Origin of the sequence: Chloroflexus sp. MS-G (assembly GCF_000735195.1) — a bacterium.
Classification (GTDB): domain Bacteria; phylum Chloroflexota; class Chloroflexia; order Chloroflexales; family Chloroflexaceae; genus Chloroflexus.
In genome coordinates this window covers 20,087-32,889 of the sequence record NZ_JPIM01000050.1, presented here as the reverse complement: position 1 = coordinate 32,889, position 12,803 = coordinate 20,087, and the positions used below count along the sequence as shown (strand labels likewise).

Here is a 12,803-nt window from a genome sequence, read left to right as displayed (position 1 = left end):
TAAGACACTTTTGAGAAAAGGTCGCTACTCTGAGGGGCGTAGACGGCAATCAATGATGAGAGGAACGACTATGCTGAAACAATTCTTCCGACCGCGTAACGTATTCATTGGGCTAGTGACAATCTTCATCCTCATGCAACTGGTGCCGGTCTGGGCCTGGCAGACGAATCCACCAGTACTGAATGATGTTGCCTGGACGACACCGGAAGCGGCGAGTATTGCCCGGCGCGCCTGCTACGATTGTCACAGTAACGAAACGGTCTGGCCGTGGTACAGCAAGATTGCCCCTGCTTCTTGGCTGATTACCTACGATGTGATCAAAGGTCGAAACAAGTTGAACTTCTCGCTCCCGCTGCGCGAACCGACTGAATTGGCCGCAGAGATTGCCGAAGTGGTGCGAGAGGGCGAAATGCCGCCACGTCAGTATCTGGTCCTGCATCCTGAAGCTCGACTCTCGCCAGCCGAAATCCAGGCATTGATCGGAGGTACGCCTGGCGGTGCCGGTATGGGATCGGGTGAACGTGACGATGACTAGTTTGTTTTGTGAATGCTCTGCAATTTGAACAAATGTAGGGAGGTGTCATGATGAATCGCACAATGTTATTCATTGCAGCAACCCTGACGGCGTTTATGTTGGTCGTGATCGGTGGTGTAGTCAGTCGGATAAGTACAACATCAAGCCCTGAGCCGGTACCTACCGAGATTGTAGTTGAAATGACGCCGATCTCTGTTCCGGCCCTCGATCCGACGGCTGAAGCCCTTCTACGTGAGCGTGAAGCAGCGTATCAGGCTGCTCTGGCTGAGGCAAATCGGCGGTTGGCCGAAGCCAATCAACAGTTGAATACCGCACAACGTGAACTGAACGAAATGTCAGCGCAGGTATCTGTTCCGGCGCCAGCAGCGCCAGCGCCTGCTGCTCTGGCGCCAGCAGCGCCAGCGCCTGCTGCTCCGGCGCCAGCAGCGCCAGCCCCTGCGCCAGCAGCGCCAGCGCCTGCTGCTCCGCCAGCGCTTGTCTACGCCGTCTCACCTGAACAGGCTCAGGCTATCGCGCAAGCTAATGCTCAGGGCGCTACCTTGATACGTGCTCCAGAGCTGGTTAGTCTACAGGGTGTGCCTGCCTACGAAGTGGTATTTGATCGCGGTGCAATATACGTCGATGCCCAGACTGGCGCGATTCTGGCAAACACGATCAGTACAGGTACTCAGGTGGCCAATGCGATTAACGAAGATCAGGCAATCGCAGCCGCTGTTGCTTACATGGGCGGTGGCACGGTTGCGAAGGTGAAGCGTGAATACGAGCACGGTGTGGATGTTTATGAAGTCAAGTTTGCTGATGGCAGTGAGGTGTATGTTGATGCGTATAGCGGCCAGGTTGTGTACGCTAAGGTGAAAAATACCGTCAATGAGAATGATGATGGCAAGAAAGATGACGATCACGACAAGGACAAGAAAGATGACGATCACGACAAGGATAAGAAAGATGATTAGAACGAGGTAGTAATTGCTTGCCGAAGGAGCACTACGATGAATCAGACCCGAAAACCCATGCGTGCCGATGTCTCAGGATTAAAATGGGCGATCAGCACCGCAGCCCTCGCAGCGACGATTGGTGGTTGGGGATGGCTCACAGCACAGAATCCACCGGAAGTCGCTATCGCCGCGCCACAAATCGCTGTCCAGCCACCGGCGGTTGAGCGACAACCGTTGCCAGCATGGTTAACTGACGATCCAATGCTGCCGGTGCTACCAACTGTTGTGCCGCTAAACATTCCGGCCCGCGATCAGGTAGCGGCGCCACCACCCGCGCCAGCGGCGCCACCACCCGCGCCAGCGGCGCCAGCACCCGCGTCAGCGGCGCCACCGCCCGCGCCAGCGGCACCACCACCCGCGCTAGCGGCGCCAGCATTGCGCGAAGTTACCATTCCGGCGCCGGCTCCGGCGCCAGCTCCGGCTGCTCGGACCCGATCATCACGTTGAGGAGACACCGGCGATGCAACAGCGCAGCTTTTGGGCGATGGGTTCAACAATAACGATTGTGATCGATAGCGATGAAGCGAACGCTCGGAGTGCATTTGCTGGCGCCTACCAGACGTTTCGTGCCTACGAGCGCATATTAAGCCGCTTCCAGCCGCACAGTGACCTGAATGCGCTCAATCGTTGCGCTGGACGTGGGCCACAGCGGGTTGGACAGACACTCTGGCGAGCGTTGCAACACGCGCTGTGGATGGCATACCGTAGTGATGGTCTGGTGACGCCGGCTGTGGGTGAGGCGCTGCATACTGCCGGTTATGATCGCGATTTTCGTCAGATCACCAGTGCGTCGGCAGCCAACCCGAAAGTGCCGGCACCGGTGCCTGATTGGCATCTGATACAGTGCGATCCACGTCGCCGTACTGTCGCCATTCCTGCCGGTATGCGCCTTGACCTGGGGGGCAGTGCAAAAGGTTGGACAGCGACACTGATTGCACGTCGCCTGGGACGTCGCTATCCGACATTGGTGGATGCTGGTGGCGATATTGCCCTTAGTGGCCCACGTCGTGATGGTTCTCCCTGGCCGATTGAAGTGGCCGATCCGTTTCATCCTGATCGGGGTCTCGCATTGCTCATGCTGAGACGAGGTGGGGTGGCTACGTCGGGGGTCGATTACCGACGCTGGCTTCACCGTGGGAAGTGGCAGCACCATCTCATCGATCCGCGCACCGGTGATCCGGTGCGCACCGATCTCCTCACCGCGACAGTGATTGCACCGACCCTGTCGCTGGCAGAAATGGCCGCCAAGGTGATATTGATCCTCGGCGCCGAGTCAGGCTGGCATTGGTTAGCCGATCAACCCAATATGGCCGGATTACTGGTACATCGCGATGGTCAGATCATCCGCACCCCAAATGTTGATCGTTACTGTTGGCAATCATCAATGTCAGCGAATCGGTAATCGCTCTAACATCAATTCAATGGAGGACCAAGCGTATGAGTGTGCATCCAGCAACAAATGATCAGCCGCTACAGAGCGGACAGGATAGTCAAATCAAAACACCACCACGGCCAGCCCGCCCGCAACGCACGATGACGGCCAATCCAGAACTGGTCGAGCTGCCACCGGCGATGTCACTTTCCACCCTCTTCATTCTGCTGGTCGGGACGGTACTAGGTGCATTCGCTGCTGTCATGGTCTTACCTACGTGGGCGCCCGCTCTCAGCACCTCCCTCTTGGGCGATGAACCAAAAGCATACTGGTATCTCTCACGCAGTAGTGCGGTTGCCGCTTACGGATTACTCTGGTTGTCGATGGTGTTTGGTCTCTTAATGACGAACCGGATGGCAAAGTTGTGGCCAGGTGGGCCGGGAGCGTTCGATCTGCACCAGCACACCAGTTTGTTGGGGTTGGCCTTTGCTATCTTCCACGCCTTGATCTTGCTCGGCGATCGTTACATTGGCGCAACTCTCGAGCAGGTGCTCACCCCATTTGGATACAGCGGCTACGAACCGTTCTGGGTGGGGCTGGGGCAATTGGCCCTCTACGGCATGGCAATCATCAGCTTCAGTTTCTACGTCAAGCAATGGATTGGTCGGACCCTCTGGCGGCTTATCCACTTCCTCAGCTTTGTGATCTGGCTGCTGAGCCTGTTACACGCCTTATTCAGCGGCAGTGACAGTGAACTTCTTGCCGGATGGTACTGGTTTAGCGGTGGAAGTGTTCTGTTCCTGACCATCTATCGAGTGTTGGTATCGTTCCAGCCCGCAAAACCACGGCCATCGCGCAGCGAAGGATGAAGCGTTTCGAGAAGAGAGATCACAACTCAGGTCACCTAACTTACACTTGTTACAGCGGATTGCGTTCGCTACACTGACAACATGGTTGCGCAAGGAAGCCCAATCGCCACAAAGGAGTGCGCAATGACGACACTCAATCAACCTCATACAGAAGTTGGTACACTGTCTCCGGCAGAGTTGTATGCCGAATTGTCAAGCGAACAACCGCTGTTCATCCTCGATGTACGCAATGAACAGGAATTTGCCCGCAATCGGGTACGTGGACGGCACCCCATTCCAACGATCAATATTCCTTACTTCGAGTTTATTGAAGACGAGGCAGCGGCGATTGCCCGAGTACCGACAGATCTGCCGCTGACCGTCATTTGCGCCAAAGAGGGTTCATCGCAGTATGTGGCTGAGTTGTGCGCTGCTCGCGGACTAAACACCCGTTACTTGCTCGGTGGATTCGATGCCTGGCGCGATTTTTATGCCGTACACGAGGTCGTTCGTGCCAGTTGGGGACGGATCATTCAGCTTGTCCGACCGGCTCGTGGTGATCTCAGTTATGTGATCATCAGTGCCGGTGAGGCGGCGGTCATCGATCCAGGTCAGCACATTCATCTGTATCAAGAGATTATCGCTGATGCGCAAGCAGACCTTACGCGGGTCTTGTTAACCCATCTTGCTGCCGGACGGGTCTCAGGTGGGGTTGGTTTGGCCAATACTCGTCATACGCTGCTCTACATGCATCCTTACGATGCCATTCACCCACGGACATTACTGCCAGCTCAGTTTCGGTATCAGCCACTGCTCGGTGGTGAACGACTGCCACTCGGTCAGGTGCTCATTGAAGCGCATTGGTTCCCCGGTCATACGCCTGGACATCTGATGTATCGTATTATTTCGCCGCTTGGTGAACGTTTCCTGTTAACTGGTGATGCACTCTTGATCGGGGGATGTGGTCGTACCGATCTGGCCGGTCATGCTCTGGAGTGGACTGAGCTGCTCTACCATAGTTTGCAAACAGTTCTGCCCGTACTGGTGGACGATCAAACGCTTATCTTGCCATCGTCTACGATTGGGCTAACCGAGGCGCGGACCGATGGTGTGATAGCCGCTCATTTTGCCTATCTCCGTTCAATGCACCCGGCATTGCAAGTTGACAGTTCGGCGGCGCTTCTGCCGATTGTGACGGCAACTGCATCGGAGATACCGGCTACCATTGATACGTTCTGGCGCGTGAATTTGGGCTTACAGGAACTTTCGCTTGATGACGCGAATGAGCTGGAGACAGAACCGTCGTCGTGTGTGTTTCTTCATCCCTTGACCGGAAGTTGTTGAACAACGACCGTTTTCGGTCGTTGCCAGTGGCATCTCTTGGGATGGTGAACTGTTAACAGTGGGTTCAAGGGCGAACAGCAACTCTTGCAGCAGCGACACCTCACGGGGGTGGGTTCTCAGCCTGCCCCTACTTCTTGATTCTCCATCACCACTGCCAGGTAAAGAACAATCAGACGCACGTTGGATGGCATATCGCTCAAGTTGTGGTATCCTAAGCTCTCGGAACATTTGCCATGTCAACATGGAGCATGTATGACGTCCATCACCGCCAACTTGCGCCTATCTCTGGCCCAAATCCCGTTTGCAGTGTGGCGCATTCTGGCACACAGTTTTCTGTTCGGCTTTGCCTTGAGTATTGCCGACATCCTGTTTAATTTTTATCTCATCAGCCAGGGCTATACCGTCAATGATGTCGGATTGTTATCAATGGTGGGTCGGGCAGCCGGTATGGTGATGGGACTGCCCATGGGATGGCTGATTGACCGTTTAGGGCCGCAACGGGCAATGATTGTTGGTGTTGTGGTATATGCCGTGGGATGGATCGGCTTACTCCAGGCGCCCGCGCTTCTCTGGTTGATAACGGCACAGTTTGTCGTCGGCGCAAGTTATTTACTGTCCGCGACTGCCGTCACACCCTTGCTGGCGCTGGTAACCCGTGAGGATCAGCGGCCATTGGTCTTTGGGATGAATGCTTCGGCAACACTGATCGTTGGTCTGATTGGGAGTGCGGTTGGTGGTATGTTGCCACTGCTCGCCGCCGGGATAATCGCCGTTGATCCGCGATCAACCCCAGCGTACCGCCTGGCTCTGACCTCGGTGATCGTGCTGAGTATTGTGGCGTTGCTGCCGGTTCTCGCCCGTCTCCCGGCAGTGGTTGAACAAACCGCCGACATTACCTCAGCAGAGGTGAGTACGGCTCGACGTTCATGGCTTACCTTGCTCTGGTTTGCCTTCCCCTCGTTTCTGCTCGGTGTTGGTGGCGGGGCAATTTTGCCGTTCCAAAACCTGTTTTTTCGTGATCAGTTCGGTCTTGATGATGCCAGTGTTGGTTTAGCCCTGGCAGTAGCTTCATTAGGTGCTGGAATCGGTGCACTGTTTGGGGCGCCGGTGGTACGACGGATCGGCTTGCAGCATGGCGCAGCGTTGCTTCGCCTGGGTGCTGCGCCGGCTATGCTCTTAATGTTGACACCCTGGTTGCCACTGGCAATTATCGGTTTCTTCGCCCGTGGCTTCTTCATCGCAGCCAGCTATCCAATGAACGATGCTTTGGTAATGGGAGCAACACCAAAAGTACAGCGAGGACTGGCGATGAGTCTGATGAGCCTGCTCTGGGCAGGAGGGTGGGCCGTTTCAGCGGTTATCTGGGGTTGGGTGGTACCAATCTTTGGCTACGGACCGCAGATCGTTGCGGCTGCGGTTGCGTATGCACTGTCGGCGTTTGTGATCTGGAGCTTGCGTCTGCAACGAACAGCAGCGCAGCCCACTGCATAGGAGCAGCATTATCTATGGTCTGGGATTCAAACTGGCTAGAGCGACCGGTCGCTTTGGTAGGACTCAGCGGGTGCGGTAAATCGACGCTGGCCCGTTTGCTGGCGCGTGCGCTGAGTTGTCCCTGGTACGACACTGATGCCGCTATCGCTGCGGCTGCCGGTATGAGTGTCGCCGATCTGTTTCAAACCTACGGTGAAGCAGAATTTCGCCTCCGCGAAACGGCTGCGCTGACCGAAGCATTACGGGAAACACAGGTAATTGCAACCGGTGGCGGTATTGTTCTACAGCCTGAAAACCGCCGGATGTTACGTGAACAGGCAACGGTAATTTGGCTCGACGCGAGCGATGAAACGATTTTACAGCGGCTTGCCGCCGATGCTGAACAGCGTCCGTTGTTGTTCGGTGATGCCGCAGCACGCCTGGCCGAGCTGCGTGTGCGGCGGATGCCTTTGTATGCAGAGGTAGCTGATATGACGATCGCTACCGACGGCAAAACACCCTTAGAGGTCGTTCAGCAGATGATTCTGGCACTTCGTCAGGGGCGACTGTAGAGCTTTTCAACCTGCCCCGCAGCAGTGAAGAGGCAGTGGGCCAGAACACAAAGAGAGGCGAAACGTTATGTTCGCCTCTCTTTGCCGTATGCGGTCGGGTTATTAACCGCGGCGGAACACGAAGTTGTTGCCTTCGACATCGACCACAATCGTGCTTCCTTCGGGGAAGGCCCCCTGGAGTAGTTGCAGCGCCAGTGGGTTCTGGATGCGCTGTTGAATGACCCGCTTGAGTGGTCGTGCACCGTACACCGGGTCGTACCCCTCGGCAGCCAACTGCGCTCGTGCCTCATCGGTCAGCGTCAGATTGAGCTTGCGGTCGGCAAGCAGTTTGCGCAGTCGGTTGATCTGAATCTCGACGATCTGGTCGATATGCTCGCGGCTGAGCGGCGAGAAGACGATCACTTCATCGATCCGGTTCAAGAACTCCGGTCGGAGCACGCTGCGCAACTCTTCCATCACTGCCGCCCGGATTTCGCTCTGCCCAGCACCCGCACGGGTCAGCTCCTGGATCGTTGCGCTGGCAATGTTGCTGGTCATAATGATGACCGTGTTCTTGAAGTTTACCACTCGCCCTTGCCCATCGGTTAACCGACCATCGTCAAGCACCTGGAGCAAGACGTTGAAGACATCGGGGTGCGCCTTTTCAATCTCATCGAACAGCACAACACTGTACGGTTTGCGGCGCACGGCTTCGGTCAACTGTCCACCCTCATCATAGCCGACGTAGCCAGGTGGCGCACCGATCAGACGGGCAACGGAGTGCTTTTCCATGTACTCCGACATATCGATGCGGATCATCGCCTGTTCGTCGTCGAAGAGGAATTCAGCCAAAGCACGGGCCAGCTCGGTCTTACCAACTCCGGTTGGGCCGAGGAAGAGGAAGCTCCCCAACGGACGGTTCGGGTCCTGAAGGCCGGCACGAGCGCGTCGGATGGCATTCGATACGGCAGTGACTGCCTCATCTTGCCCAACAACGCGCTGGTGGAGACGCTCTTCCATGTGCACCAGCTTCTCCAGTTCGCCTTCGAGCAGTTTGGTAACTGGGATGCCGGTCCACTTCGAGACAATCTCGGCGATGTCGGTTTCGGTGACCTCCTGACGCAACAATCGATTCTGGGTACCCAGTTGCGCTTCGGCAGCCTGCAATTCACGTTCAAGACCAACCAGCGTACCGTATTGTAATTCAGCCGCTTTGTTGTAATCGTATTGGCGTTGGGCCTGCTCGATAGCAGCACGGGTTTGTTCAATCTTCTCCTTAATTTGCTGGATACGCTCTAGTTCTTGCCGTTCACGTTGAATCTGGGCTTCAAGCGCAGAACGCTGCTCACGCAAATTAGCCAGTTCCTGTTCGAGCTTCTCAAGTCGCTCTTTACTGGCCTGATCTTTCTCTTTACGTAGCGCCTCACGCTCGATCTCCAGTTGCATGATCCGCCGCTTGAGATCGTCGAGTTCTTGCGGATCAGAAGTAATCTCCATGCGGAGACGGGCCGCCGCTTCGTCGATCAGGTCAATCGCCTTATCCGGTAAGAAGCGGTCGGAAATATATCGATCCGAGAGCATTGCCGCTGCGATGAGTGCCCCGTCGGTAATCCGCACACCGTGATGGGTTTCGTAGCGCTCTTTGAGACCACGCAAAATCGATATGGTATCTTCGACCGACGGAGGATCAACCATGACCGGCTGGAAGCGCCGTTCGAGCGCCGCATCCTTCTCGATATGTTTGCGATACTCATCGAGCGTGGTTGCACCGACCATGTGCAGTTCGCCGCGGGCCAACATAGGTTTCAGCATATTGCCAGCGTCCATTGCCCCCTCAGCGGCGCCGGCGCCAACCACCGTATGCAGCTCATCGACGAACAGAATAATGTCGTCGCGCTCCTGAATCTCTTTCAAGACGGCTTTCAACCGCTCTTCAAACTCGCCACGATATTTCGCACCGGCAATCAGGGCGCCCAGATCGAGGGCGATCACCCGTTTGTTCTTCAACGCCTCCGGCACATCACCACGCACGATCCGTTGCGCTAGCCCTTCGACAATCGCCGTCTTCCCAACGCCCGGTTCGCCGATCAGCACCGGATTGTTTTTGGTGCGGCGCGACAGAATCTGGATCACGCGCCGAATCTCTTCATCGCGCCCGATAACCGGATCGAGTTTGTTACGGGCAGCCAGTTCGGTTAGATCACGACCGTACTGTTCGAGTGCGGCATAGGTGCTTTCGGGGTTAGGACTGGTTACCCGTTGAGCGCCACGTACTTCACGCAGTGCCATCAGTAACTTGTCACGGGTTAAACCGGCTTGTTTCAGCACTCGTTCGGCGCCGCCACCGGCATGATCGAGAATTGCCAGCAACAAGTGTTCGGTACTGACATATTCATCACCGAACTGCGCCAGTTCATCGTGCGCTTTCACCAGAACTGTCCGCAATCGCGAACCGAGTTGTACCTGCACACCACCACCGCTGATGCGGGGGAAGCGGCTGATTTCGTTGTTTACCTGTTGTTTGAGGGCGCCAACCGGTATATTCAGCTTGCTCAACACCTGTGGCACCACACCGTCACTCTGGTCGAGTAAGGCGTAGAGCAGATGTTCCGGTTGTACCTCCGAATTACCGAGACGTTCAGCCGCTGCCTGAGCGGCGGCAATCGCTTCGTATGATTTTTGCGTAAATCGATTTGTGTTGAAGGACATACGTCCACCTCCTGAATTTGTGCTGATGATACTGTAGCACGTCGGTATCTGTAGCGTGATAGTGCAGTATTAACGTTCTATTGGAAATTGGCGTTACTTTTGCGTGGTCTCTGCGGTTTCTTATATGACGGATCTTGATGCACGATGGAGGTCGCAGCGATGGAAGGTGACACTTACGTTGACATGCGTGATTCCTGCTTACCGTGGTATCGGCAGCCAAGACGGTTACTGGCGCTTATTTGTGCCATAGTCGGCGGTTTCTTGATCGCGTTTGGGCCAGAACTTCGGGCCGTTGTTTCATCGCCAGAAGCGCCACTGCTCGAAGAGAGTACCCTGAGTCTCCCAACTCCAACGGTCGCGCTCACGGTTGTTTACGTATCGGGGGCAGTTGCGGCTCCAGATGTTTACCGCTTGCCGTTCAATGCGCGCGTGATCGATGCGCTGCAAGCCGCAGGTGGCCTGATTGCAGAGGCCGACATCAGTGGCCTCAATCTGGCGGCGCCGGTGCGCGATGGTGATCACATTCGTGTTCCATTTGTGGGTGAAACGGTCTTGTCTCTGCCAGCCAATGATCAATCTGGCGCTGGCTTACTCAATCTGAATCAGGCAAGCGCAGCCGATTTGGAAGAATTGCCCGGTATTGGTGCGGCATTGGCGGCACGAATCATCGAGCGGCGCAACACCAAAGGGCCATATCAGAGTATTGATGAGCTACGAGAGGTAAGGGGGATCGGCGAGAAGCTGTTTGCTCAGATTGCGCCGCTTGTGACGGTTGGGCCATAAGCAACTGTTGCGTTGACAACCTTGCACAAATCGGCAGACTGGCATATACTCGCAGTGATACACAAGTGATGGGCGGCTGCCCGTCAGGTGGTGTTTCTCGTCAATGATGACCGCTAGCGAAACAGTGGGTGCAGGTTGCAGCCGATGAGGCAGGGCAGCATTCTCACTCTCTCACCTTGCATCCCACTTCCCCAATGAGGTGAGGAATCAGCGTGATGGCACACGAGCTGTCAGTCGCACAGATCGGTCTCATTGACTCAGCGCAATGCTGGCAGGGCAGCGATAGTGAAACGTGGAGTATATGCGTCGCACGAAAATTGTTGCTACTCTGGGTCCGGCGACCAGCACCCCTGAGCGGATCGCCGGCTTGATTCGAGCCGGTATGAATGTTGCACGTCTCAACTTTTCGCACGGAACGCATGCCGAACACGCGGCACGGATTGCGATGGTACGTCGGGCCGCAGCAGAGGCCGGCCGGCACGTGGCAATTTTGCAAGATTTACAAGGGCCGAAAATTCGTACCGGCCCGCTTGAAAACGGACAACCGGTTGAACTGGTGGCCGGACAGCGCTTTGTCATTACAACCGAGCCAATCGTCGGGAACGCCAACCGAGTCAGCACGACGTATCGTGCGCTACCGCTCGATGTGCGGCCACGTGATCGGATTCTACTCTCTGACGGTCTCATTGAGTTAGTCGTTATCGGTCATACCGACACCGAGGTTGAAACGGAAGTTGTTCACGGTGGCCGTTTGCGCGAACATCAGGGGATCAATCTGCCAGGCGTGCGGGTGAGTGCGCCGGCCGCAACCGAGAAAGATTTCGTCGATCTCGCCTTTGGTCTCGAACAGGGTGTTGACTATGTTGCACTCTCGTTTGTCAGGCGGGCCAGCGATGTTCGGGAAGTGAAGGAATTTATTCGGCGGGCAGGCAAGCAAACACCCGTGATCGCCAAGATCGAGCGTCCTGAAGCACTCGATGTGCTACCAGAGATTCTGGCTGAGGCTGACGGTATTATGGTGGCGCGCGGTGATCTGGGTGTTGAGATGCCACCAGAGCGCGTGCCCATTGTGCAAAAGCAGATTATTGCGGCTGCCAATCGGGCTATGTTGCCGGTCATTACGGCTACCCAGATGCTCGAGTCGATGATTCACAACCCACGTCCGACGCGGGCAGAGGCCAGTGATGTTGCCAATGCTATCCTCGATGGCACCGATGCAGTCATGTTGAGTGGCGAGACGGCTGCTGGCGCCTATCCGATTGAAGCAGTGCAAATGATGGCACTGATTGCCGATGCCGTCGAGGATTCATTGATCGGTAGTCCGCATTCAACATCGCCACGCTGGGAGATTACCACTGCCCAATCAACCCCACGGGCAATCGCTGCGGCTGCCTGCACCATTGCCAATGCGTTACCGGTGCGTTTTATTGTCGTTCTTACCCAGAGCGGAGCCAGTGCGAGATTAGTATCTCACTATCGCCCGCAGGTACCGATCCTTGCCTTCTGCCCTTCTGAAGAGACGGCACGCCGCACCAGTCTTTATTGGGGTGTGACTCCTATTGTGATTGAAGCCCGTGATCGGCTTGATGAACTTGAGCAGCAGATTGTTCGCCACATGCGCGATATGGGGATTGTCCAGCGTGGCGATCTGATTGTGTTGAGCGGTGGTCATCCGGTGTATCGCTACGGGCCAACCAATTTCTTGAAGGTCATTACTGTCGAGTAGCGAGAGGCGGCTAAGAGCGTGATCGATGAATTAGCGCCCCCTCATCATCTCCCCAGCCCCTTCCGCTCCCACACGGGGCGAGGAGGGGAGATGGTTGGTGCTCTCACCTTCCCTCCAGCCTCCCCTTCCTTTCCCAAGCGGGGCGAGGAAGGGAGGGGACGGAGCGTAGTTGGCGGCATGTTGGCAATACCTCACGCAATGGTTGCGCGGGTACGGTACGTTCCCAATGAGAAATCTGGGTTTTTGTTCAGGCTCTTACAGTGATCTGCTGCCGGGTTCCGCATTGATACGCGACCATACCCGTCAGCGCACGCCAGGGACACCCCTCCTGCCGACGTCGAAAGCGGGCAATGCCTTCCCATCACCTATCACCCAACGCGGGCATCCAACCCGCGCATCGCGGTGATTGCAGGAGTGGAGAGGAAGCGACGGCAGATGTGTGCGATTCGTTGGTTCTGCCCTACGATGGC

11 protein-coding genes are annotated in these 12,803 nt (G+C 56.1%); 10 read left to right on the top strand and 1 reads right to left on the bottom strand.

Annotation, left to right across the window (positions count from 1 at the left end; all coding sequences use genetic code 11):
- The 8 genes from JE47_RS0110760 to JE47_RS0110725 all read left to right on the top strand — a co-directional run.
- Nucleotides 1-535 (top strand): heme-binding domain-containing protein (locus JE47_RS0110760; RefSeq protein ID WP_236631204.1); only part of this gene is annotated, 535 nt, incomplete at its 5' end.
- A 47-nt stretch (nt 536-582) separates the two neighbouring features.
- Nucleotides 583-1,488: a PepSY domain-containing protein gene (locus JE47_RS0110755; RefSeq protein ID WP_236631203.1), complete on the top strand. Its 906-nt coding sequence runs from the start codon at nt 583-585 to the stop codon at nt 1,486-1,488.
- A gap of 36 nt (nt 1,489-1,524) precedes the next feature.
- Entirely contained in the window at nt 1,525-1,977 is a 453-nt protein-coding gene (locus JE47_RS0110750; protein ID WP_031459760.1) for a hypothetical protein, read from the top strand.
- Nucleotides 1,978-1,990: 13 nt separating this feature from the next.
- Nucleotides 1,991-2,932 (top strand): FAD:protein FMN transferase, encoded by a 942-nt coding sequence (locus JE47_RS0110745; RefSeq protein ID WP_031459759.1) that lies wholly within the window; start codon nt 1,991-1,993, stop codon nt 2,930-2,932.
- A gap of 35 nt (nt 2,933-2,967) precedes the next feature.
- Nucleotides 2,968-3,771: a hypothetical protein gene (locus JE47_RS0110740; protein WP_051871132.1), complete on the top strand. Its 804-nt coding sequence runs from the start codon at nt 2,968-2,970 to the stop codon at nt 3,769-3,771.
- A 123-nt stretch (nt 3,772-3,894) separates the two neighbouring features.
- The gene (locus JE47_RS0110735) at nt 3,895-5,094 is read left to right on the top strand and encodes an MBL fold metallo-hydrolase (protein ID WP_031459757.1); all 1,200 of its coding nucleotides are present in this window, start codon (nt 3,895-3,897) and stop codon (nt 5,092-5,094) included.
- A 252-nt stretch (nt 5,095-5,346) separates the two neighbouring features.
- Nucleotides 5,347-6,585, top strand: coding sequence for an MFS transporter (locus tag JE47_RS0110730; RefSeq protein WP_031459756.1), 1,239 nt, complete (start codon nt 5,347-5,349; stop codon nt 6,583-6,585).
- A 14-nt stretch (nt 6,586-6,599) separates the two neighbouring features.
- A complete protein-coding gene (locus JE47_RS0110725) occupies nt 6,600-7,136 on the top strand; it encodes a shikimate kinase (RefSeq protein WP_031459755.1) in 537 nt (178 codons plus the stop codon).
- Nucleotides 7,137-7,238: 102 nt separating this feature from the next.
- Here the strand turns inward: JE47_RS0110725 and clpB are convergent, their stop codons facing one another.
- Nucleotides 7,239-9,824, bottom strand: a complete 2,586-nt coding sequence (clpB, locus tag JE47_RS0110720) for an ATP-dependent chaperone ClpB (protein WP_031459754.1) — start codon at nt 9,822-9,824, stop codon at nt 7,239-7,241.
- 159 nt (nt 9,825-9,983) lie between these two features.
- Between clpB and JE47_RS20515 the strand changes: the two genes are divergently transcribed.
- Both JE47_RS20515 and pyk read left to right on the top strand, forming a co-directional pair.
- Nucleotides 9,984-10,607, top strand: coding sequence for a helix-hairpin-helix domain-containing protein (locus tag JE47_RS20515; protein WP_236631202.1), 624 nt, complete (start codon nt 9,984-9,986; stop codon nt 10,605-10,607).
- A 301-nt stretch (nt 10,608-10,908) separates the two neighbouring features.
- Nucleotides 10,909-12,333 (top strand): pyruvate kinase, encoded by a 1,425-nt coding sequence (gene pyk, locus JE47_RS0110710; protein WP_031459752.1) that lies wholly within the window; start codon nt 10,909-10,911, stop codon nt 12,331-12,333.
- Nucleotides 12,334-12,803: the final 470 nt, after the last annotated feature.